This window comes from Capnocytophaga sp. oral taxon 335 str. F0486, assembly GCF_000277665.1.
In the GTDB taxonomy this organism is placed as follows: domain Bacteria; phylum Bacteroidota; class Bacteroidia; order Flavobacteriales; family Flavobacteriaceae; genus Capnocytophaga; species Capnocytophaga ochracea.
On the sequence record NZ_AKFR01000010.1, the window covers coordinates 43093 to 68188 of the forward strand.

The window sequence follows — 25096 nt, forward strand, 5'->3', positions numbered from 1 at the left end:
ATAACGGACAATATTCGTGATAAAACACCAAATAAAATGAGGCTATCTGTCGGATAGCCTCATTATTTTTTAGATTGATAACAATCTTTTAAAACTTTTTAGAAAAGTTACTTCTATAAAAACCTATCAAATTCTTAGAAGAAGTAACGTTTGAAAGCCTCGATAGCGGCATAGTCAGCAAAGCCTAAATTGCGATAACGACGAGCGGTTTCGCTGTTACGAGCTTCGGCGCGTTGCCAGAATTCGCGCAAGTCGTCTCCTTGGAACATAGCACCGTCTTTTTGAGATTGGTGGAAGAAGATAGCTTGACGTTTTTTGAGTACTTGTGCTGGGCTCATAGGTACTGCCATTTCGATTTCGTGGATGTCCCATTCGTGCCAAGCACCGCGGTACAACCATACCCAGCAGTCTTTCATATAATCTTTGTGTTTCAAATTCTTCAAAGCAGCAAAGATAGCATCAAGACATACTTTGTGAGTACCGTGAGGGTCAGCGAGGTCACCAGCAGCATAGATTTGGTGAGGTTTTACTTCTTCAATCAAATCCATAATGATTTTGATATCGGCTTCGCCTATAGGGTTCTTTTTCACACCTCCTGTTTCGTAGAAAGGCAAGTTGAGGAAGTGTACTTGGTTATCGGGTACACCTTCGTAGCGTGTAGCAGCCAATGATTCGTGGCGACGGATGTTACCTTTGAGTTGGCGTACGAGCAAGCTATCGATTTCGTTAGATTTTTTGTTGGTGATGTTGCTAATAATCTCGTTGATTACAGCTACTTCAGTTTTGTTTTCTTTGGCTATATCTTTGAATACTTCGGCGAATTTAAGCGCTTCGTGATCGGACACGGCAAAGTTACCAGAAGTTTGGTAAGCGATATGTACTTCGTGACCTTGAGAAACTAAGCGGTCGAAAGTGCCTCCCATAGAAATCACGTCGTCATCAGGGTGAGGACTGAAGATGATCACACGTTTTTTGTGAGGATGTTCGCGTTCAGGGCGGTTTGTATCATCGGCATTAGGTTTACCTCCTGGCCATCCGGTAATGGTGTGTTGCAAGCGGTTGAACATAGCGATGTTCAAATCGTAAGCGGGGCCTGATTCAGCCAAGAGTTTGGACATACCGTACTCGTTGTAATCGGAATCGGTAAGTTTGAGGATTGTTTTATTAAGATGTTCGCAAAGCCAAACGATAGCCTTAGCTTTGAGGTCTTCGTCCCATTGTACATCGGTAACGAGCCAAGGGGTTTTGATACGAGTAAGATCGGCAGAAGCTTCTTCGTCTAATACAAAAGTAGTGTTTTCGTGAAGTTGGAGGTAACTTGAAGGTACTTCGGCAGTGATATCGCCTTCTACGGCTTTGGCTACGATAGAGGCTTTACTGCTACCCCAAGCGAGCAATACGATGCGGTGTGCTTTTAACACTGTGCGAATACCCATTGTAATGGCTTGACGAGGCACATTGTCGATACCGTGGAAGGTTTCGGCAGCATCGGAACGGGTGATGTGGTCGAGAGTGATGATGCGGGTACCAGAATTGCGGTTAGAACCAGGTTCGTTGAAGCCGATGTGACCGGTACGACCGATACCGAGTAGTTGAAAATCAAGTCCGCCACATTCTTCTATTTTTTTGTCGTAATTAGCACAATAAGCTTCTAATTCGTCGTGAGGTACTGTTCCGTCAGGGATATTGATATTTTCCTTAGGGATATCAATATGGTTGAAGAGGTGCTCGTGCATAAAATACCAATAACTTTGTATATCCTGTTTTTCCATAGGATAATACTCGTCTAAGTTGAAGGTAATTACGTTTTTGAAGCTAAGACCTTCTTCTTTGTGCATACGCACGAGTTCGTCGTAAACTTTTACTGGAGAAGAACCAGTAGCTAAGCCTAATATGCATTTTTTGCCTTCGGCTTGTTTCTTTTTGATAAGGTCGGCGATTTCGTGTGCGACACTAATTGAAGCGGTTACTGAGTTCGAGAAAACAACGTTGTAGATTTTCTCGAAACGAGTTTCCTCAACGGAGCCAGCAGGCTGATGAGCAATTGATGAAACTTCTTTTCTGATATGTGTTCTCATTTTTGTTAATGAATAATTATTATAATTTCAGTTTTGACCCTGCAAAAGTATTTCTTTTTTACAAATTACACAAATAAATTTAACATTTCTTTATAGTATCTTTTTATATAGCATTCTAAGAACTTAAAGCATAGATAATTTGGTTCATAAATCAAATTATTAAGCACCTAATAATCACCATAAAGACGAATCTCTACATTCTCTGAATTAAGTACTACTAAGCTCTTTGTTTCAACCGCAACAGTTGTTTTAATTTACACTATAACTCGTTCCTTCCTTACCGTCTTTGAGCTGAATACCCAATGCAAGGAGTTCATCACGAATTTTATCGGAAAGCGCCCAGTCTTTATTGGCACGAGCTTCCATTCGCATATTGATAAGCAACTGAAGCACGCCGTCGAGTTTGTCATTGTTATTAGCTGCTTGTTGCTCACTTTGTAACCCCAATACATCAAAAACAAAAGCATTCATCAGTTCTTTCAATTCCTTGAGCTCTGTTACCGAAATTCTCTCTTCATCATTTTTTACTTGAAATATCCACTTTACAGCTTCAAAGAGATGGGCTATGAGTATAGGTGAATTGAAATCGTCTAACAGTGCATCATAGCATTTTTGTTTCCATTCGGCTATAGGGAGCGAAGTTGGGAGCTCTGTATCAGTAGTAAGTTCATTCAATATCTTCATCGCTTCCATAAGTCTGTTAAAGCCTTTTTCGGCAGCGAGCATTGCTTCGTTAGAAATGTCAAGTACACTACGATAGTGTGCTTGCATAAAGCAAAAGCGAATAACAGCGGGAGCAAAAGGTTTCTCAAAAAAAGTATTCTCTCCGCTGATGAGTTGCATAGGCAATATATAGTTACCAGTAGATTTACTCATACGTTGCCCGTTCATTGTGAGCATATTAGCGTGCATCCAGTATCGTACGGGACTTTCGCCGTGCCCCGCTTTTCCTTGTGCAATTTCGCATTCGTGGTGTGGGAACTTTAAGTCCATACCGCCTCCGTGAATGTCAAATTGGTTACCGAGGTATTTGGTACTCATCACCGTACATTCTAAGTGCCAACCTGGGAAGCCGTCGCCCCAAGGTGATGCCCAACGCATAATGTGGGCAGGAGAAGCTTTCTTCCAGAGCGCAAAGTCTTGAGGATTGCGTTTTTCGCCTTGCCCATCTAAATCACGAGTATTGGCAAAGAGCTCTTCTATATTGCGTCGAGAGAGCTCCCCATAATTGAGTCCGCGTTTGTTGTATTCAAGTACATCGAAGTATACAGAACCATTGCTTTCATAAGCAAATCCGTCTTTTAAGAGTTTTTCGGTAAGCTGTATTTGCTCCAATATATGCCCTGTAGCGGTAGGCTCAATAGTAGGAGGCAGTAAGTTAAATATCTCTAATACTTTGTGGAAATCTACAGTGTATTTTTGTACAATTTCCATAGGTTCGAGTTTTTCGAGACGTGATTGTTTTACAAAGCGGTCGTTGTTCACATCACCATCATCGGTAAGGTGACCTGCATCGGTGATATTGCGTACATAGCGTACTTTGTAACCTAAGAATTTAAGCGTACGATAGACAAAATCAAACGACATAAAGGTGCGCACATTGCCTAAATGCACATTACTGTACACAGTAGGCCCACATACGTACATTCCTACATTGTTTTCGTGTAAGGGTACAAACACTTCTTTTTCTCCTGTTAAGGAATTAAATATTTTTAATTGATGTTCCATTACTGTTATATTATCTACTAATTTGCTAATTTACTAATTTGTTAATTCCCTAATTTTATATCTCTCTTCGTTACTTTTAGTCTTTAAAATAATTTCTCCCAGAAAGCCTGCAATAAATAGTTGTGTGCCGATAATCATAGTGGTAAGGGCAAGGTAAAACTGAGGTCTATCAGCAATAAGGCGACCGTGTGGATTGATAAATAATTTATCAATACCAAGGTAAGCCGAAAACAAAAAACCTATAAAGAACATCAGTACTCCCAATGCTCCAAAGAAGTGCATCGGACGTTTACCGAAATGGGATAGAAAACTAATGGTGATAAGGTCTAAAAAACCATTGATAAACCTATTCATACCGAATTTGGTCACACCGTATTTGCGGGCTTGGTGTTGTACAACTTTCTCAGTAATGCGGTTGAAACCAGCGTTCTTTGCCAATACAGGAATATAGCGATGCATCTCACCTGATACTTCAACATTCTTTACAACCTCTTGTTTGTAGGCTTTGAGTCCGCAGTTGAAATCGTGGAGGGTGAGACCTGAGGTTTTGCGCGCTGCCCAGTTGAAAAGTTTAGAAGGCAGATTTTTTGCCAATACCGAATCATAACGTTTTTTCTTCCACCCCGATACAAGGTCATAACCCTCTTGGGTAATCATATTATAAAGAGCAGGAATCTCATCCGGACTGTCTTGCAGGTCGGCGTCCATAGTAATCACGACTTCACCTTGTGCTTGTTTGAAACCTGCGTGCAATGCTTGTGATTTGCCGTAATTGCGCAAAAAACGAATACCTTGTACATTAGTGTCTTTACCCGATAACTCTTCGATTACCTGCCAAGAATTATCAGTACTACCATCGTCTACAAAGATAATTTCATAAGAATAACGGTGTTCAGTGAGTACTTTGTGTAGCCACTGATAAAGTTCAGGTAGCGATTCTTGTTCGTTGAGAAGCGGTATAACGATTGAAATTTGCATCTTATAACAATTTGAAGTGCAAAAGTAATAAATTAATAATGAATACCAATAAATGTGGCAAATAAATTCATTTTTATCACCATATAATTTGTTTATATGAATGATATAAGGTTAATCACTTTAAAATACGATTTCATAGATAATAACACTGCATTTTCACCTATCAGAGGCTCTTTTACTTAATCTATAGCACTATTTTTCTTCTTTTCTATTAATTTTTTATAAGTTATTTTCACACTTACTATCAAACACTTACAGTTTAATGATGAAAAAACAAACATTTTTTTATTGCCAATATAAAAAAAGGTTGTATCTTAGCACGCTAATTTATATAACAGATACCTATTAATATATTATGACAGAAGGAGAAAAACTGATTCCTGTAGACATCAGCGATGAAATGAAATCTGCCTATATCGATTATTCGATGTCGGTAATCGTTTCACGTGCATTGCCCGATGTTCGTGATGGTTTAAAACCTGTACACCGCCGTGTACTTTACGGTATGTACGATATGGGAGTGCTCAGCAATCGCCCTTATAAAAAGTCGGCTGCTATTGTGGGTGAGGTTCTCGGTAAATACCACCCTCACGGCGATACAGCTGTTTACGATACTATGGTGCGTATGGCACAATATTGGAGTTTACGCTATATGCTTGTAGACGGACAAGGTAACTTCGGTTCAATGGGTGGTGACCCCCCTGCCGCAATGCGTTATACCGAAGCCCGTATGCGTAAATTCTCCGAAGAAATGCTCTCAGATATCGATAAGGAGACAGTTGACCACCAACTTACTTATGACGACTCTCGTGAAGAGCCTATCGTACTCCCTACACGCATCCCTAACCTATTGGTGAACGGTTCAGCAGGTATCGCAGTAGGTATGGCTACTAATATGGCTCCTCATAACCTTAATGAAGTTATCGATGGAACTATTGCTTATATCGACAATAACGATATTGAAATCGATGAACTCATTAAATACATCAAAGCTCCTGATTTTCCTACGGGAGGTATTATCTATGGCTATGAAGGCGTAAAAGAAGCCTTCAAAACAGGACGCGGACGAGTAATCATTCGTGCCAAAGCTGAGTTTCAAGAAATAAAAGGTAAAGATTGTATTGTAGTAACCGAAGTCCCTTATCAAGTCGATACATCTGTGCTTTTGAAAAAAACATCTGACCTCGTAAAAGAAGGTAGGTTAGAGGGTATCACCGATGTACGCGATGAATCAGCTCGTGGTAAAATACGTATCGTTTATATTCTCAAACGCGATGCAGTCCCTAATGTAGTGCTCAACAATCTCTTTAAGCATACCGAGCTACAAACCTCATTTAGTGTTAATAACATCGCCTTAGTAAAAGGACGCCCTCAGTTGTTAAACCTTAAAGACCTTATCTTTCACTTCGTAGAACACCGTTATGACGTAGTGTATAGGCGTACCGACTATGAACTTCGCAAAGCCAAAGAGCGTATTCATATTTTAGAAGGGTATATGAAGGTGATGGCAACCGAGGACACTATGGGTAAAGCTATTGAGATTATCCGTTTCCACGATAAACCCAAAGAAGATTTAATTGCCGAATTCGACCTTACCGATGTACAAGCCGAAGCTATCTTGGCGTTAGCACTACGTCGTATCAATAAGGTTCTTATCCAACAAACAAAAGAAGAATACGAAGAAAAGCTGGCTGAAATACGCGATTTAGAAGATATCTTAGCTCGCAAAGAACGTCGTACCGAAATTATTAAGGAAGAACTACTAGAAATAAAAGAGAAGTATGGCGATGAGCGTCGTTCTACCATTGAATACGCAGGGGGCGAATTCAGTGTAGAAGATATGATTCCTGATGATAAAATGGTAATTACCATCTCACACGCAGGCTATATCAAACGCACTCAGCTTAGTGAATATAAGACCCAAAGCCGTGGCGGTGTAGGACAAAAAGCCTCTACCACACGCGACCAAGATTTCTTAGAACACCTCTTTGTAAGTTCTAATCACCAATATTTATTATTCTTTACTCAAAAAGGTAAGTGTTTCTGGATGCGTGTATACGAAATACCAGAAGGTAGCAAAACTGCCAAAGGTCGTGCTATACAAAACCTTATCAATATCGAATCCGATGATAAGATTAAGGCTTTCGTGAGTGTACAAAACCTCAAAGATGAAGACTACATCAGCAACAATTACCTCATTATGGCTACTAAAAAGGGTATTGTTAAGAAAACGCTTCTCAAAGAATACTCTCGTCCACGCCAGAATGGTATCAATGCCATCACTATTAAAGAAGGTGACGAACTTATCGAAGCAAAACTTACCTCAGGCAGTAGCCAGTTGATGTTAGCCGTGAAATCAGGTCGTGCGATTCGTTTTGCCGAAGACAAAGTGCGTGCCGTAGGGCGTAATTCGCAAGGGGTTCGTGGTATCGACTTAGATACTGAAAACGATGAGGTAGTAGGTATGATTGCTATTGAAAACCCACGCGAAGAGACTGTATTGGTAGTATCAGAAAACGGCTATGGTAAACGTTCCTATATTGATGACCCCGAAACACACGAAGCCGTATATCGTATTACTAACCGTGGTGGTAAAGGGGTAAAAACCATTTCTATTACCGAGAAAACAGGTCAGTTAGTAGCCATTAAAAGCGTTTTAGAAGGTGAAGATTTGATGATTATCAATAAATCAGGTATTGCTATTCGTTTATCAATCGATACCCTTCGTATTTTAGGACGTGCTACTCAAGGCGTAAAACTCATCAATATCAAAGGCAAAGACTCTATTGCTGCCGTTACTAAGGTAATGAAAGAAGATGACGATGAGAGCACTGAAGGAGCTCCTACTAATGATAATGAACCTTTAGATACTCAAGAATAAAATTTGTGTTCATAATTAATTAAATTAAAAAAGCCCATAATACTGCGTATTACGGGCTTTTTTTCTACCCTAATTTACCCACCTTACCTCCGCTATTCCTTTAACCACTGTTCGCCTTTTATTCGTCTTTTCTTTATCTGTCCGTGCGACTCGCACCGTCTTTTGTTCATTTACATATACAAACTTTGCCAAAGTTTGAAACTTTGGCAAAGTTGAAATCTACTAATAACATTCTTCTTATTTATATCTTAGTTTTAACTTACCCCCACTTTTCTTCCACCTTTTATTCGTTCTTTATTCGTTCTTTGTTCGTCCTTCCTTCGTTCATTGTTCGTCTTTTGTTCGTCTTTTGTTCGTTAATTGTTTATCTGCCAGTGCGGCTCGCACCGTCTTTTGTTTATTTGCCCGTCGTGCTACGACTGCCTGTGCGGCTCACACTATCTACCTGTCGTGCTACGACCTCGCATTGTTTTACCTTTTACCTTTTACCTTTTACCTATATAATTAGTATTGTGATATCAAATAGCTTAGTCCCTCTCAACTTATAGAAATGAAAAAAAACTAATATTTTTTTGTTACATATATTAATATTTTGTACTTTTGGCGTTAAATTATAAAAACCAATGCTTATTATGGCAATGCACAACGATTTAGGAAATGAAGGAGAACAAGATGCCGTAAACTTCCTAATAGAAAATGGTCATACTATTTTAGAACGCAATTTTAGGTTCGGGCACGCCGAGATTGATATCATTTCGCAAAAAGGAAATATTTTGCATATCACAGAAGTAAAAACACGTAGTTCAAGTGCTTATGGTGAACCCGAGAGCTCTGTAAATCAGCAAAAGATAGAACTATTAGTGAAAGCTACCGATTTTTATATAAAGAAAAAAGACTTAGATGTAGAAATACAATTTGATATTATATCCATCGTAAAAAACAATGCAGAATTTAGCTTAAACTACATAGAAGACGCTTTTTATCCTTTTTAATGATTTATGCCCCCAATTACTTTTAAATAAATTTATAATATCCAATACAAATGAAAACAATAGCATCAGCCGTCGAGCACTATATCAAATCAAAACCTTTCTTACAAACCGCTCTTTCAGAAGGGATTATTAACCTTACTTCTTTGGCTCGTATCATACGTAAGGATATACAAGCTGAAACTACTCAGCGTGAAGTGCGCAATGGGGCTATTGTTATGGCTCTCAAACGCCTTTCAGTAGATATGGAGTTTCGCTCTACTCATCGTATTGTAAAAGTATTGAAGAATATAGGCGATATTATTGTTCGTTCAAATTTAACCGACTATACTTTCTTAACCTCTGAGACCTTTATGAATGCTCAGGCTCAGCTACTCAATAAAATCAAAAATAATAGAGATATCTTCTACGCTACTACTCGTGGGGTAAATGAAGCAAATATTATTGTCAGTAACTCAATGGAGTCTATTGTTGAGAATATCTTTAAGAAGGAACGCATTTTGCAAAAATTCACCGATTTAGGAGCTATTAGTGTAAAACTTCCCGAAGAAAACGTCTCAGTATCGGGTATTTATTATTTTATATTTCAACGTTTGGCTTGGGAGGGAGTGAATATGAACGAGGTGATTTCTACCGCCAACGAATTTACTATCGTAATCCCCGAAATCCACATCGATATAGCTTTCAAAGTAATTAAAGATTTAAAATTATTATAAAAATAAATGGTTAGAGTTAGATTTGCTCCCAGTCCTACGGGAGCATTGCATATCGGAGGCGTACGTACCGCCCTATTTAATTATTTGTTCGCCAAAAAGCACGGTGGTGATTTTTTACTTCGCATAGAAGATACCGACCAAAATCGCTATGTTGAAGGCGCAGAACAGTACATCATAAATTCCCTCAATTGGCTAGGTCTTACTTACGACGAGGGAATAGGCAAAGAAGGCAAACACGCCCCTTATCGCCAAAGTGAACGTAAACCGTTATACAAACAATATGCCGATACCCTTATCAATAACGGTTGGGCATACTACGCTTTTGATACTGCTGAGGCATTAGATACAGCTCGCAAGGAAGCAGAAGCCAAAGGAGAGACCTTTATATACAATTGGGCTACACGTGATGCATTGCAAAACTCACTTTCACTTAACAAAGAAGAAGTACAACAACGCTTAGAGCGTGGTGATGAATATGTGATTCGCTTTAAAATGCCACATAACGAACAGCTAAAAATGAACGATATGATTCGTGGTGAAGTAACTATTGATACGAGTACCTTAGACGATAAAGTGCTCTTCAAAAGCGACGGAATGCCTACTTACCACTTGGCAAATATCGTAGACGATCACTTAATGGAAATCACTCACGTGATACGCGGTGAAGAGTGGTTGCCTTCTATGGCATTGCACCTATTGCTCTATCGCGCTTTTAGTTGGCAAGCCCCTGCTTTTGCACACTTACCTCTTATCCTCAAACCGGTGGGTAATGGTAAGCTCAGCAAGCGTGACGGTATCAAATTAGGCTTCCCTGTTTTCCCAATGGATTGGACAGAGAATGGCGAAACCCTCAAAGGTTTTAGTGGAGAAGGGTATTTCCCCGAAGCACTTATCAACTTTTTAGCACTCTTGGGTTGGAATCCTGGTACCGATGAAGAAATCTTCACTGTCGAGCAACTCGTGCAACTCTTTGATTTGGAAAAAGTACATAAGGCAGGTGCTCGCTTTGACCCTGAGAAGATAAAGTGGTTCAACCACCAATACCTACAAATGAAGCCTAATGCAGAATTAGCTACCCTTTTCCAAAAAGACCTTACCCAAAGAGGCGTTACAGTTCCGATGGCTACAATAGAGAAAGTAGTTGGTCTCATCAAAGAGCGTGCTACCTTTGTGAGTGATTTTTGGGAACTTAGCAAATTCTTTTTTGAAGCTCCCGCTCAGTACGACGAAAAGGCACTCAAAAAACAATGGAAAGAGCAAACTCCTGAAATCGTAAAAGAAGTAAGTGAGGTACTTAAAAACACATCTAACTTTACCTCAGTAGCTTTAGAAGAAGCAGTAAAACAATATATGGAAGCTAAAAGCTTAGGCTTTGGACAAGTGATGCCTCCGTTGCGTTTAGCCTTAGTAGGTGAACTCAAAGGACCTCACGTATTTGATATTATAGAAGTGATTGGCAAAGAGGAAACACTACGCCGTTTAGACGCACTTCTTTCAGCAGAAAAGTAACATATATAGAGCAGAATAGCAACTTAAAATAAGCCTATATGAAAAGTTTTTCATACAGGCTTATTTTATTCTGATAATACGAACCGTGTTTGATGAGGAGGTACTTTATAGCGTTTGTATCTACTGCAAATTGTAAGTGTTTCCATCGTTAATTATTACCACACCATACTTAATGAAATACGTTTGCGCACTTCATCTTTTTCAATCACTTTTACTTGCACTTGTTGGTGGAGTTTAACTACTTCATTCACATCAGAAACATAACCTTCTTTCAGTTGAGAGATGTGTACCAATCCACTTTCTTTAACACCTACGTCCACAAAGCAACCAAAGGCAGTAATATTGTTTACTATACCAGGTAATATCATTCCTACACGCACATCATCAAAGGTTTTTACATTAGGGTCGAAGGCAAAGGCTTTAGCAGTAGTACGAGGGTCGAGCCCTGGTTTTTCTAATTCCTTTAATACGTCCTTCAAATAAAGTTCACCAACCTTATCTGTTTTGTACTTTTGAATATCAATAGTGGCAATAGCTTGCTTGTTACCTATAAGTTGTGCCACTGAGATTCCCGTGTCCTTCGCCATTTGTTTGATGATAGGATAGGCTTCGGGGTGTACTGCTGAATTGTCGAGCGGGTTCTCACTATTATGTACACGTAAGAAAGCTACTGCTTGCTGGTATACTTTATCACCCAAACGAGGTACCTTTTTTAAGTCTTCTCGCTTACTAAAAGCACCATTAGCCGAGCGGTAGGCTACTATGTTTTCAGCCATCTTCTCTCCTATTCCTGATACATAACTGAGTAGTGATTTGCTTGCTGTGTTGAGGTTTACCCCTACTTTGTTCACGCAACGTACTACCGTTGCATCGAGCTCCTCTTTCAATAACGACTGGTTTACATCGTGTTGGTATTGACCTACTCCTATGCTCTTAGGGTCTATCTTCACTAATTCAGCTAAAGGGTCGGCAAGACGCCTGCCTATGGATACTGCCCCACGTACAGTTACATCGTAATCGGGGAACTCATCGCGAGCTATTTTAGAAGCTGAATAGACCGATGCTCCTGCTTCACTCACCACAAATACTTCCACCTTTTTAGCGAAAGCAATACTTCTTACAAACGACTCTGTTTCGCGAGAAGCAGTACCATTGCCTATACTAATGGCTTGGATGTTGTATTGAGAAACCATTGTGCTGAGCTTTTTAGTAGCCATAGTTATATCATTCTGGGGAGCGTGAGGGTAGATAACATCGTGATGCAAAAGGTCGCCTTTTTCATCTAAACACACTACCTTACAACCTGTACGATATCCTGGGTCAATAGCCAAAATGCGCTTTTCACCCAAAGGAGACGCTAATAACAACTGTGAAAGGTTCTCGGCAAACACACTGATAGCTTTCACATCGGCTTTATCTTTTGCCTCTTGTAGTGTTTCGTTGGAAATAGAAGGCTCTAATAAGCGTTTGTAGCTGTCTTTTACCGTTTTCTTCAAGAAATCGGCTACTTCTCCCCTACTCTTTATGATGTTTTCTTCCATAAAAGGTAAGGTTTCTTCACTATCTACTTGTACTTTTAGTTTTACAAATCCTTCTTTTTCAGCACGCAACATTGCTAATACACGGTGAGAGGGCGCTTTGTTAAGGGCTTCTTCCCAATCGAAATACTGAGCGTATTTCTGAGCTTCTTCCTCTTCGTTTTTACCTTTGGCTACTTCGCTACTGATGATTGCTTTGCGCTGGAATATTCGGCGAAGAGTGCGACGTATAAACGTATTCTCGTTAATCCATTCAGCTATAATATCCGAAGCCCCTTGTAAAGCATCTTCTTCAGTAGGTACTTTATCGGAAAGATAACGCCCTGCTAATAGTTCCAAGTCGGTTACACGCTGACTCATTATCTGTTTTGCAAGAGGTTCTAAGCCGTTTTCTTTGGCTACATCGGCTTTTGTTTTACGCCGTTTTTTGTAAGGCAGGTATAGGTCTTCTAATTCATTGAGCTCAAAAGAGTTCTCAATACGTTTACGCAAATCGTCTGTAAGCTTTCCTTGTTCTTCAATAGAAGAGAGAATTGTTTCTTTGCGCTTACAGATATTGTCGTAATCAGCTTGGGATTTGGCAATATGCTCAATGGCTACTTCATCTAAATTCTGAGTGCTATCTTTTCGATAGCGTGCAATGAAGGGGATAGTGCAGCCTTCGGTTAATAGTGAAAGTGTGTTTTCAATAGCTTTTTCAGGTAGTTGTGTTTGGGCTTTTATATATTGAATGTTTGTCATACTAATGTGTCATCGATTTAACAGTGTTTTTAAATTGAAGGTGCAAAGATATTGAAGAATTAGCAGATTAGCAAATGTCTTTTAATACCACAATGCCAATAATACTAAATCAATGACAGTGCGAGGTCGTAGCACGACAGGCAGAGAAACAATTAACGAACAAAAGACGGTGCGAGCCCCACGGGCAGATAAAGAAAAGACGAACAAAAGACGAACAAAGAACGAACAAAGAACGAACAAAGAACGAACAAAGAACGAACAAAGAACGAACAAAGAACGAACAAATGACGAACAAAAGACGAAGAAAAGACGAAGAAAGGACGAAGAAAGGACGAAGAAAGGACGAACAATGAACGAATAATGAACGAAGGATAACAAGAGTAAAAATATATCTAAACTGTATACAAAGCGGTGCTTTGGTAGAGAAAACTTATTTTTTTGAAATAATATTTCGCTCTTTTAAAAAAAAGTAGTACTTTCGCACTCTGTAACAGCACTTATGAAAAAGTATGAAAAGAGTTTTACTATACAGTAGTTTTTTAGTTGTTTTTTTGCTATATTTAGCTTGTACACCTAATGCTAATACCTATTATAACCGTCAGATGCAACCTATTGTTACCAAGTATAATGTACTGTTCAATGGGGAGGAAGCATATGCCAAAGGTCTTAATGAACTACGCGAAAAATATCAAGATAATTTTAGTGAAATTCTACCCGTAGAGCCTATTGGTATGACAGGAAAAGTGCAATTAGATGGTACAGGTAATGCTGATTTTCAACGTGCTGAAGAAAAAGCTATTAAAACCATTCAGAAACACTCTATGGTTTTTAAAGGAGTACAACGCAACTATAAAATTGACGACGCTTATATGTTACTCGGTCAAGCCCGTTATTACGATGAGCGTTTTTTTCCTGCCTTAGAGGCTTTCAATCACCTGCTTACAAACTACGGAACCAGCGAGCGTATTCCTGAGGCAGCGGTTTGGGCACAAAAAGCTAATCTCCGTTTAGGTAAAGATAAAATTGCCATAGAAAAACTCACTGAATTTTTAAAAGAGAATCCTAAATTACGCAAAAATGATAGAGCTGAAGCCTATGCTACCTTAGGACAGGCTTATATCAACCAAGAACAATATCCTGAGGCTGCCGATGCGCTTTACAATGCTGGTAAATACACTCGTAATAAGGCTTTACGCGGTAGATATTACTTTATTGCAGCTCAGCTTTATGAAAAACAGCATCAAAAAGACTCTGCCGAAGTAGCTTTTGAAAAGGTTGTGAAGCAAAACTGGAAGATTCCGCGTAAGCTATGGGTAGAAGCCCAAGCAGGAAAGGCTCGCAACAAAACATTTACCCCTGAAGAAAAGGCTGATTTTTTAGCTTACCTTACCAAGCTTGAACGCCGTTATGAGCACAAAAACTATCTCGATGTGCTTTACTACACTCACGGCGAACTTTTAAAAGACGATGATAAGCGTTTGGCTACCGATTTTTATCGCAGTTCTCTTTCCAACAATAAGAATAACAATCCGTTAAAAGCAAAAGCTCATACACGTCTCTCTGAATTATTTTTTGACCAAAAAGACTACACGGGAGCTTATCAGCATTTGGATAGTACTCTTACTTATATCCCTGAACATACCTTTGAACATCTTTTTATTCGCAGAAAAAGAGATAACTTGTCCAAGATTGCTGAGTTAGAATATGTCGTTAAGAAAAATGATAGCGTTTTAAAAGTTATGCGCTTGCCAGAGACAGAACGTCGTGCGTATTACCAAAAACATATCGATTCTGTACAGAAAGCAATTGCTCTTCGCACACAAAAGCAACACAATAAAAAGGTTGCCAATACAGGTATGGGGGTAACTATGCCCGATGCTACTACTGAAAAAGGTGGCAAGTTTTATTTCTACAATCCGATGAGTGTAGCTTATGGGAAACAACAGTTTCAACAATATTGGGGAGACCGCAAATTGGAGGATAACTGGCGTTGGTCGAGTATGGGGAATGCTACTGTGGCGAACCTCACTGTCTCAGCTACTACACAACAAATAGCTGAAAAAGAAGTAGAAACTCCCGATACTTATCTTTCTCAACTTCCTAAGACCGAAGCCGAAATCGCTCAACTTAACATCGATAGAAATAAAGCCTTGTACCAGTTGGGCGTGCTCTATCGCTCTAAATTCAGTGAAAATGAATTGGCTATACAACGTTTAGAACGTGTTCTTGCCAACAATCCTTCTCCCGAATTAGAAGTAGTTACACTTTATGAGCTTCAAAAGAATTACACTGATGCTCATAACCCCAAAGCTGAAACCATCAAAGGGCGACTACTTGCTAATTATCCTAATACCGATTATGCAAAACTATTGCAAGGAAGCGAAACCTCACAACAAGAGCGCAATAAACAGGCACAAGTTTTTGTTGATACCCTTATGGCTCAATACAATCGCGGTGAAATTATCGAGACGGCTCACCAGTTGCAAACAGAAGGGGCGCAGTATCGTGAAACTTCAGTAGCACCTGCTATCGCACTGTTGCAAGCCAAAACAACGGCACGTTTAGAGGGGCTTGCTCCTTACCAAGCGCAGTTACAACAGATAGCGACTAACTATCCTGCCACTGCTGAAAGTGAAGAGGCTAAAAATCTATTAGATGAGCTTAAAGATGTAGAAACCGAAGATTTTGTTACTGACGATAAGGCTACGAAATGGAAAGTAGTCATTACAGGTACGGTTTCCGAGACACGTACAACTATAAAAGAACAACTTACCCAGAAATTAAAGGCAATTTCTGAGGTACTTACCCTTTCAGAAGACCTCTATAATGCCGATGAAACTTGGTTGGTAGTTCATAATATCCGCGATGCTTATTCAGCTCAGAGCATTGTTACTGATTTGAAAGAGTTCTTGGAGAAAAACAAACTATCTGCTTTTGTTATAGCCACTGAAAACTACCGATTGGTACAAATTCGCAAAGACAAAGAGAAATTCTTGGAGAAAGAAAAGAATGAAAACTAAGTCAGCTTATAGTATTTGTTGCTTTATGGCTTGTCATTCAGCTTTATTTTAGTATCTTTGCGCCTCATTTAGCAAAAAAACAATATGAAATTAAAACACGCATTCCTTATTATTCTGTTGGTACTTATCATCGACCAATGGAGCAAAATATACATCAAAACACACTTTATCCTCAACGAAGCCGTAACCGTTTTCAGTTGGTTTCAAATCTACTTTGTAGAAAACGAAGGCGCAGCTTGGGGCACTAAAATCCCCGGCGAATACGGCAAACTCATTCTTACCCTCTTTCGCATTGTAGCGGTAATAGGTATCGGTTATTGGCTGGTATCGGCAGTGAGAAAGCAACAACCTAAGATACTTATCATTTGCATTTCTTTGATATTGGCAGGAGCACTGGGCAATATCATCGATTCGGTGTTTTATGGCATAATTTTCGACCATAGTTATGGTAACATTGCTACCCTATTTGCCGAAAATCCTTACGGAACCCTCTTGCACGGCAAAGTGGTGGATATGTTCTACTTCCCTATTATCGATACTACACTTCCCAGCTGGGTACCCTTTTGGGGAGGCGAACGCTTTCGTTTCTTCGAGCCTGTGTTCAATGTGGCTGACTCTGCAATATGTATAGCAGTGGGGCTGATGATTTTATATCACAAAAAGATATTTCCTAAAAACTAAATGAATACAAAAACACTTGAAGACTTAGAGTTCCCCATTGTACTCTCTCATTTGTCTGACCTTTGCCTTACTGAACTCGGCAAGAAATACGCCTTACGTATCAAGCCTTTCGACAATCAGGAGAGCCTGTTATTGGCACTGAATCAAACCAATGAATACCTATCGTCTTTTGATAATAACAACACAATCCCTTCACACTATTGCGAATCTATCACTTCCGAAATTAAACTCCTATCTATTGAAAACGCCTTGTTAGAAGTGTCGAGCATTAGGAAGATTCATCGTATCAGCGAGGTTGTAAACACACAAATTCTCTTTTTTAAGAAGTTCAAAACGCTATACCCTACCCTTTTCGAAACGGCTGATAGTATCGAGTATACTACCGAACTGCTGAACGCTATCGATAAAGTGCTGGACAAGTACGGCGAGATAAAAAACGAAGCCTCTCCTACGCTTGGCAATATACGTCGCGAGCTGAGCGCCTTGAAAGGAAAACTCAACGAAAGTTTCAATCGTGCTCTCGCCGAGTATAACACTGCCGACTATCTCGATGATATCCGCGAGACCGTAATAGAAAACCGTCGCGTGCTGGCAGTGAAAGTAATGTACCGTCGAAAAGTACAAGGCACCGTATGGGGGAGCTCAAAAACGGGTAGCATAGTGTATATAGAACCGCGACAAACCGAAATCTACTCTCGCGAACTCTCCAATCTGCTTTATGACGAAAAAGAGGAAATCCAGCGTATATTAAGAGAACTTACCATCTTCATCAGTCAGTTTGCCGACCTGCTGAAAGGCTATCAGCGATACATCACAGCCGTTGATATTATTTGCGCCAAAGCCAAGTACGCTCACCAAATGAACGCACTTTTGCCAGAAATCACTCAGGAGCGCGAACTATTCCTCCGTGAAGCATATCACCCTTTGCTGTACCTGAACAATGCCAAAAAAGGTGTTACTACCTTCCCTCAAACCATAGAACTGAATGATGAAAATCGTATTATTGTCATCTCGGGACCTAATGCGGGCGGAAAAAGTATTACACTTAAAACCATTGGCTTATTGCAATTAATGTTACAAAGTGGAATGCTCGTTCCGGTACATCATCGTTCTAAAATGTGTTTGTTTGAACGCATTCTTACCGATATCGGCGATAACCAATCTATTGAAAACCACCTTAGCACATACAGCTACCGACTCAAAAATATGAATTACTTCCTCAAGAAGTGCAACCACCGCACCTTGTTTTTGATAGATGAGTTCGGGACAGGTAGTGACCCCGAATTAGGAGGTGCTTTGGCTGAAATATTCTTAGAAGAGTTCTACCACCGAAAGGCTTTTGGGGTGATTACCACCCATTACACCAATTTAAAAATGCTGGCAGATGAATTGCCTCACACCAGCAATGCCAATATGCTTTTCAACGATAAAACCTTAGAGCCCATCTATAAGCTGATAATAGGCGAAGCGGGAAGTTCTTTCACTTTTGAAGTAGCGCAGAAAAACGGTATTCCGTTTAGCCTCATCAATCGGGCTAAGAAAAAAATAGAGAAAGGAAAAGTGCGTTTTGATGCCACTATCGCCAAATTGCAGAAAGAACGCTCCAAAATGGAAAAAACTGCCGAAACCCTGAAAGATGAGGAAACCAAAGCCCGCGAAGAAGCCAAACGTTTAGAAGAACTCAATGATAAAATAAAAAGCAAACTCGTAAATTATCAAGAGCTCTATGACCAAAACCAACGTATGATTACCTTAGGTAGCAAGGTAGATCAGATAGCCGAACGTTATTTCTACGATGGTAAGCGTCGCCCTTTGGTATCCGAATTTCTTAAACTCATTGAAATAGAAAATGCCAAGCGCAAACAAATAAGCAAAGAGGAACGTACCAAGCAAAAAGAGGAGAAAAAAACTACTACCCAAGAAGTTCATAAGCAAATGGAGGCTATCCGCCAGCAACGCAAAGAAGAGAAGAAAGAGCGCATTGCCCAAGAACGCGCCGAAAAGGAAAAGCTACAACGCGCCCTTTCAGTAGGCGACCGTGTGCGCATTAAAGACAGCCGGAGCGTGGGAAGTATCGATAAGATTGAAAAAGGCAAAGCCATAGTAAATTACGGGGCGTTTACTACCTCTGTTTCTTTGGACGAATTGGAGCTCGTACAGAAAATCCGATAAAGTTCAACTTGCCGAAAAGGCACCTTATTAATATTTCAAAAAAGTGATTGTCCAAAAAACAATCACTTTTTAAGTTCTTTATCTTTTTAAAGTGAATAGAAAGTCACTTTTTGACTTGCCGAACTTTATAAAGTCAATAGCGAGCCACTTTTTGAGTAGTTTAACTTTGTAAAGTTACAAAAAAGTGTACTTTTGCGGATTTTTCCCTTCGAAAGGGGAACGGGGTAGGTCTTTTCTGCGTAAATTATTACAATTATAATGCAAACACCCCCCTTGCCCCCCTCAAGGGGGGAATGTTGCGACGAATATTACACTTGAATAGTAGTTTTTACAGTATTAACTTTGCCAAAGTTTGAAACTTTGGCAAAGTTGAATCAAATATAATACAAACACCATATAATAATATTGATTTTTCATATATCAATAAAAAACTTTGAAAATAATTTTGCATATAAAAAAAGAAATTCGTAATTTTGTCGCATAAAAACGAGGATTATCGTTATTAGGATAATCCCTAATTTATAATACTATATTATTTAACAACCTCAAAAAAATATTTTCTACTTATGAAAAAGGAGAAGTTAATCAATTTAGACCTTGCTCGCTTGCATAATGCCGAGTTTAAACAATTTTTAGTGCGATTTTTTGAAGATTTCGGCAAGACTGATTTAAAATTGGAAACAGATGCCGATTTTAAAGTGCTCTTCGAAAAGTTAAAAGGCAAATTCCTTCTTATGAAAAGGGATTGGAAAGAATCCGTTCTAGTGAAGAGACCAAAAAACTCGCCGAGCTTGACCACGCAAGAGATACCGATATGCGTGCCTTGCGTTTGAGTATTCGCCCCTATAAATATGCAAAAACGGACGATAAGAAAAAGGCTTTTGAAACGTTAAAAAGGCTTATAGACCCTTATAAAGATGTTTCAAAAGAAACGTATGAGGAAGAAACCAGCAACCTTACAACCCTTATTACTCAGCTCAAAGCTGAACCTTATGTAAGTGCAGTGAAAACCTTGCAAATTAAGGAGTTTGTAAGTGAGTTGGAAAAATCTAATAAGGCGTTTGATGAACTTTTTTCGCACAGGTCGTTCCAAACCTTGCAAAAAGAAGCCTATCATATACGTCCGCTACGAAAAGAGCTCTCAGATGATTACCGCAATATGGTAAATTACATTGTAACTCTATCGGGAGTGAAACAAGATGAGTTCTACAAAAAGACGTTGGAGGTCATCAATAACAGCAGGAAGTATTACGCCGATGTGATAGCGCGTAGAAAGCCGAATGCCCCTTCTGCTAAAAACAAAGAAAATACAAATGTTATCCCATAAACTATGGAAGTGAACATACACCCCAGCTGGAAGTCGGTATTACAAGAAGAATTTAATAAGCCATATTTCAGTCAGCTCACCGATTTTGTAAAGAAAGAATATGCCGAAAATATCTGTTATCCCAAAGGAAAGCAAATATTTTCGGCTTTCGACCATTGTCCGCTGGACAGGGTGAAAGTAGTTATCATCGGGCAAGACCCCTATCACGGCGAAGGGCAGGCAAACGGTTTGTGCTTTTCGGTACACGATGGCATTGCCCACCCACCTTCACTTATCAATATTTTTAGGGAAATAGGGCAAGATTTAGGTACCTCCTACCCTATCAGTGGCAATTTGGAGCGCTGGGCATCGCAAGGAGTTTTGCTGCTGAACGCCACTCTCACCGTAAGAGCCAACGAAGCTGGTAGCCACCAAAATAAAGGGTGGGAAACTTTTACTGACGCTGTTATTAAAGCAGTTTCAGCACATTGTAACAATATAGTGTTTATGTTGTGGGGTGGTTATGCCAAAAAGAAAACAAGCCTTATCGACCCGGCAAAACATTGCATTCTTACCTCAGGGCATCCCTCTCCTTTGAGTGCAAACAAAGGCTATTGGTTTGGCAACAAACATTTCAGCAAAGCTAATGCCTATCTTACATCCGTAGGGAAGGAAGCCATAAACTGGTAATTAAGATAGGAAAAGTTATGAGCGTTTATTATCTATCATTCAGCATTGAGCAATATTTAGGTTTTCTCCTTTTTGTAGTCATTTTCCTAATTGGTTTTTGGCTATTCTGCCTTTTATGTATGGTTATTCCTTATTGGTTTATCGGGGCGATAAAAGAGCGACTAAAAGAAAGAAAATCAACTAAAAACAATATGCTTTCCCCAAAAAACTAACTACTGATGACATTAAAAGAGAGAATACATAACCTTCCCATTATCAAGCAATTCGTAAGCTTTTTGAAAAGTATTCCTTTAGCTAAGAATGCTTTTTCATTGTATGATTTGCTCGAACTGTATACCGCAGGGATTATTAGAGGTGCACTCACCTATCGGGCGAGCGCTATCTCGTATAGTTTTTTCTTGGCAATCTTTCCCTTTTTGCTGTTCATTTTAAACTTAATCCCTTATATTCCTATCGAAAATTTCCAGGGAGACTTTTGGGCTTTTATTGAAGATATGCTTCCCCCAGGTACGCACGATTTCTTTTCGGATATTTTTTTCGATATCGCCGATAAAAAACGTGGTGGCTTGTTGTCTTCGGTATTTTTTCTCTCTATTTTCTTAATGACCAATGGTATTATGGCAATTTTTGGAGGGTTTGAGTATTCGTACCATCGGCAAATCACACGCACCTATATCAAGCAATATCTCTACGCCCTAATGGTAGCAATTATTTTGGCGCTTCTCGTTCTATTTGCTGTGGTTGTATTCATTTATTACGAAGTGTATTTAGTGCCTTACCTCGATAAAATCAATTTTATTACCGATTACGAAACGCTACTTAAAATATCGAAAATAGTTTTCGTCGCACTGATTACCTACTTTGGTACAGGACTACTGTTTTACTTCGGCACAGTTGAAGGCAAGGAAAGTAAGTTCTTTTCAGCAGGTTCGCTCTTTACAGTGTTATTGTTCGGCGTGACAACCTATTTGTTCGGTATTTATATTGAGAATTTTTCTCGCTACAACCAGCTGTATGGGTCTATCGGGGCATTGCTTATCTTCCTGCTTTATATATGGTTAAATGCCAACATATTGTTATTGGGGTTTGAACTAAATGCTTCGCTTCTGAAACTTAAAAAACACGACTGATGTATTTCGTAGATGTAATCTTGCCGCTTCCGCTTTCTAAACTTTTTACCTATCGTATTAATGAAGACGAAGCACATTTCCTACAAATGGGAATGCGCGTGGCTGTTCCATTTGGTAAATCGAAAGTATACACGGCTATAGTACATCATATACATACTGTTGAGCCTTCTTATGACACTAAAGATATTGAATATATCTTAGATGAAACGCCTATCGTTACTCCCCAGCAAATAGAACATTGGCAATGGATAGCCGATTTCTATATGTGCACTTTAGGGGAAGTGCTAAAATCAGCCTTGCCATCGGCTTTTTTATTAGAAAGTGAAACAATAATTGAAATTGCAGAAAAAGAACTAAGTTCAACACTCTTTACCGATGACGAGTGGCAGGTATACGAAGCCTTACATTACAAAACAGCCCTCAAAGGTAGTGAGGTGAGCAAGATAATCCCCAAAAACAAGGCTCTGAAAGTGATGAAGAGCTTGGTAGAGAAAGGAGCTGCTCGCATTTCCGAAAGAATATTTGAGAAATATGTACCAAAACTCATCAAATACATTCGTTTATCTTCTGAATATCAAACCGAAGAAGGCTTGCAAAGAGCCTTAGAATTTTTGAAGCGGTCGGAAAAGCAAAAGAAGTTGATAATGGCTTATTTTAATTATATCAACAGAGAAATATTGCCTTTAAAAGCAGAAAAATTATTAGAAGAAGCCAGTGTATCGACAACAGTACTAAAATCAGTAATAGAAAAAGGCATTTTTGAAGAATACTACTTACAGAAAGACCGCGTTAGCTTTGCTGATAGTGATGTTTCGACAAAAAAGATACTCAATAAGGTACAAGAAGAAGCTCTTCATCAAATTCAGAAACAGTTTCAGACTAAAAACACAGTTCTTTTACAAGGGGTTACCGCCTCTGGGAAGACTGAAATTTACATTGAACTTATCGACCAATATTTAAAGGCAGGGAAACAGGTACTCTATCTTCTTCCTGAAATCGGCTTGACGGTTCATCTTATCAACCGATTGAAGAATCATTTTGGCAAGAGCCTCTCAGTATATCATTCTAAATATAGTACAAACGAACGGGTGGAAGTTTGGAATAATGTACTAAATAATAATCCCAAAGCGCAATTGGTTGTAGGTGTTCGCTCATCAGTTTACTTGCCTTTCAGGCAATTAGGGCTTGTAATCATTGATGAGGAGCACGATAATTCTTACCGACAGTTTGAACCAGCTCCTCGAATGCAAGCACGGGATACTGCTATTATGTTAGCAAACATTTTCAAAGCTAAAACTTTGCTAGGTTCGGCAACGCCTTCGTTGGAGAGTATGCACAACGTGAAGACTGAAAAGTACGGATTTGTATACTTATCAAAACGCTACGCAGATTTCCTTCCTCCTATTATCGAGCTTATCGATATTAAGGATAAGCACCATCGCAAACGTATGAACGGGCATTTTTCCGACATTCTGATAAATGAGATTACAAATACTTTATCGCAAGGGAGACAGGTGCTTCTCTTTCAAAACAGAAGGGGTTATGCTCCTATCGTGCAGTGTATGCAATGTGGCACGGTGCCCCAATGTCCGCATTGCGATGTAAGTCTCACTTTTCATCAAAGCAGTAATCAGTTGCGATGCCATTATTGCGGTTATGCAATTCCTATGCCCAAAGCCTGTATAGCTTGCGGAAGTGTTGATTTAAGAACAAAAGGTTTCGGAACAGAGCAAATTAGTAAAGAATTAGAAGTGCTTTTTCCAAAAATAGCTATAGACAGAATGGATCAGGATACTACTAATGGTAAATACGGATATGAAAAAATATTATCCAAGTTCGAGCAGCAAGAAACGCAAATATTAGTAGGTACTCAAATGATCACGAAAGGATTAGATTTTGAAAATATAGGTCTAGTAGGCGTAATGAATGCCGATGCTCTTATTCATTCTCCTGACTACCGAGCTTACGAAAGAAGTTTTCAGCTATTATTGCAAGTATCAGGGCGTGCGGGAAGAAGTGCCCAACAGGGAAAAGTATTGATACAAACCTATAACCCACAGCACCCCGTAATTCAGCAAGTATTACAAAATGATTTCAGAGGAATGTATCAAAGTCAGATAGAGGAACGCCAATCCTTTTTATACCCCCCTTTTGTACAAATGATAAAAATAACTCTCAAACACAGTAATTTTAACCAAGTAAATGAAAGTGCTGAGTGGTTTGCTAATACACTTCGTGAAGTTTTTGCTTCTCAAAGAGGGATAGACGTCTTAGGTCCTGAATTCCCTCCTATTTCTCGTATTAGAAATGAATATCTGAAAGATATTTTGGTGAAAGTACACCCCTCCGAAGTCTCTTTACGTCACACTAAAGAGCATATCAGGCGTATTGAAACTAGTTTTCAAGCTATCAGCAACTTTCGTGCTATTCGGGTAAGTTATTTGGTGGAATAATTACTATTTATTTGAGATATGAATGTTCTTTCTAAAAATATCCACATAAAAATAAGAGGCTATCTGAATTGGATAGCCTCTTGTTCTTTTTAAAAATCTTTTTATTTGTTGTAAACGCTTTCTTTTTTGAAGTGTTTAGCTAACAAATAATAAACAACTGCACGGTGCTTATTTCTGTTTGATTTACCGTATTTTTCTAACACAGCTTCAATAGCTTTGTCTAACTCAGGACCGTCTTTCAAACCTAATTTTTTGATTAAGAAGTTTTGTTTTACACGGTCTAACTCTGCTTGGTCAGAGCCTGATACTTTAGAAGCATCAGCGTTGTAGATAGAAGGACCTAAGCCCACAGTTACTTTTGTTAAGAACGCTACATCTGGGTTCTTTTCACCACATTTTTCTTTCAAATCTTGGGTGTACACAGCAATTAATTCATCACGTTTGCTCATAATTTTTTATATTTAAAATTATTAATGCGGTAAAGGT

The 25096-nt window shown here is 39.2% G+C and carries 15 protein-coding genes and 1 pseudogene; 11 read left to right on the plus strand and 5 right to left on the minus strand.

From position 1 onward, the window contains the following. Window positions 1-134: 134 nt before the first annotated feature. From nagB to HMPREF1320_RS01440, 3 genes are all read right to left on the minus strand, one after another. Window positions 135-2078, minus strand: a complete 1944-nt coding sequence (gene nagB, locus HMPREF1320_RS01430; protein ID WP_009751462.1) for a glucosamine-6-phosphate deaminase — start codon at window positions 2076-2078, stop codon at window positions 135-137. A 249-nt stretch (window positions 2079-2327) separates the two neighbouring features. Beyond that, complete coding sequence (gene cysS / locus HMPREF1320_RS01435) at window positions 2328-3806, minus strand: cysteine--tRNA ligase (protein WP_009417189.1); 1479 nt, start codon at window positions 3804-3806, stop codon at window positions 2328-2330. A gap of 33 nt (window positions 3807-3839) precedes the next feature. Further along, window positions 3840-4784 (minus strand): glycosyltransferase family 2 protein, encoded by a 945-nt coding sequence (locus HMPREF1320_RS01440; RefSeq protein WP_009751457.1) that lies wholly within the window; start codon window positions 4782-4784, stop codon window positions 3840-3842. Window positions 4785-5139: 355 nt separating this feature from the next. Between HMPREF1320_RS01440 and gyrA the strand changes: the two genes are divergently transcribed. The 4 genes from gyrA (at window position 5140) to gltX (ending at window position 10879) form a co-directional block, all read left to right on the plus strand. Beyond that, window positions 5140-7665, plus strand: a complete 2526-nt coding sequence (gyrA, locus tag HMPREF1320_RS01445; protein WP_009751430.1) for a DNA gyrase subunit A — start codon at window positions 5140-5142, stop codon at window positions 7663-7665. A gap of 632 nt (window positions 7666-8297) precedes the next feature. Beyond that, entirely contained in the window at window positions 8298-8657 is a 360-nt protein-coding gene (locus tag HMPREF1320_RS01450; protein WP_034553813.1) for a YraN family protein, read from the plus strand. Between the two features lie 50 nt (window positions 8658-8707). Beyond that, window positions 8708-9370: a hypothetical protein gene (locus tag HMPREF1320_RS01455; RefSeq protein WP_009751477.1), complete on the plus strand. Its 663-nt coding sequence runs from the start codon at window positions 8708-8710 to the stop codon at window positions 9368-9370. Between the two features lie 6 nt (window positions 9371-9376). Further along, window positions 9377-10879: a glutamate--tRNA ligase gene (gene gltX / locus HMPREF1320_RS01460; protein ID WP_009751427.1), complete on the plus strand. Its 1503-nt coding sequence runs from the start codon at window positions 9377-9379 to the stop codon at window positions 10877-10879. Between the two features lie 155 nt (window positions 10880-11034). Here gltX and HMPREF1320_RS01465 read toward each other — a convergent pair whose 3' ends face one another. Continuing rightward, on the minus strand, window positions 11035-13158 hold the full coding sequence (locus tag HMPREF1320_RS01465) for a Tex family protein (RefSeq protein ID WP_009417190.1): 2124 nt from the start codon (window positions 13156-13158) through the stop codon (window positions 11035-11037). Between the two features lie 509 nt (window positions 13159-13667). Between HMPREF1320_RS01465 and HMPREF1320_RS01475 the strand changes: the two genes are divergently transcribed. The 7 genes and pseudogenes from HMPREF1320_RS01475 to priA all read left to right on the plus strand — a co-directional run bounded on the left by HMPREF1320_RS01475 (window position 13668) and on the right by priA (window position 24610). Next, complete coding sequence (locus HMPREF1320_RS01475) at window positions 13668-16178, plus strand: tetratricopeptide repeat protein (RefSeq protein WP_009751481.1); 2511 nt, start codon at window positions 13668-13670, stop codon at window positions 16176-16178. Window positions 16179-16262: 84 nt separating this feature from the next. Beyond that, complete coding sequence (locus tag HMPREF1320_RS01480) at window positions 16263-16859, plus strand: lipoprotein signal peptidase (protein ID WP_009413660.1); 597 nt, start codon at window positions 16263-16265, stop codon at window positions 16857-16859. Then, on the plus strand, window positions 16860-19031 hold the full coding sequence (locus HMPREF1320_RS01485; protein WP_009417195.1) for an endonuclease MutS2: 2172 nt from the start codon (window positions 16860-16862) through the stop codon (window positions 19029-19031). It begins immediately after the preceding gene. A gap of 566 nt (window positions 19032-19597) precedes the next feature. After that, window positions 19598-20358: pseudogene (locus HMPREF1320_RS01490) on the plus strand (DUF6261 family protein). A 3-nt stretch (window positions 20359-20361) separates the two neighbouring features. Then, window positions 20362-21027 (plus strand): uracil-DNA glycosylase, encoded by a 666-nt coding sequence (ung, locus tag HMPREF1320_RS01495; protein WP_009417200.1) that lies wholly within the window; start codon window positions 20362-20364, stop codon window positions 21025-21027. A gap of 218 nt (window positions 21028-21245) precedes the next feature. Beyond that, on the plus strand, window positions 21246-22157 hold the full coding sequence (locus HMPREF1320_RS01500) for a YihY/virulence factor BrkB family protein (protein WP_009751440.1): 912 nt from the start codon (window positions 21246-21248) through the stop codon (window positions 22155-22157). Beyond that, entirely contained in the window at window positions 22157-24610 is a 2454-nt protein-coding gene (priA, locus tag HMPREF1320_RS01505; RefSeq protein WP_009751437.1) for a primosomal protein N', read from the plus strand. The genes HMPREF1320_RS01500 and priA overlap by 1 nt, the downstream gene beginning before the upstream one ends. A 101-nt stretch (window positions 24611-24711) precedes the next feature. On the opposite strand, the gene HMPREF1320_RS01510 is transcribed toward priA, so the two are convergent. Next, a complete protein-coding gene (locus tag HMPREF1320_RS01510) occupies window positions 24712-25059 on the minus strand; it encodes a DUF2853 family protein (RefSeq protein ID WP_009419954.1) in 348 nt (115 codons plus the stop codon). Window positions 25060-25096: the final 37 nt, after the last annotated feature.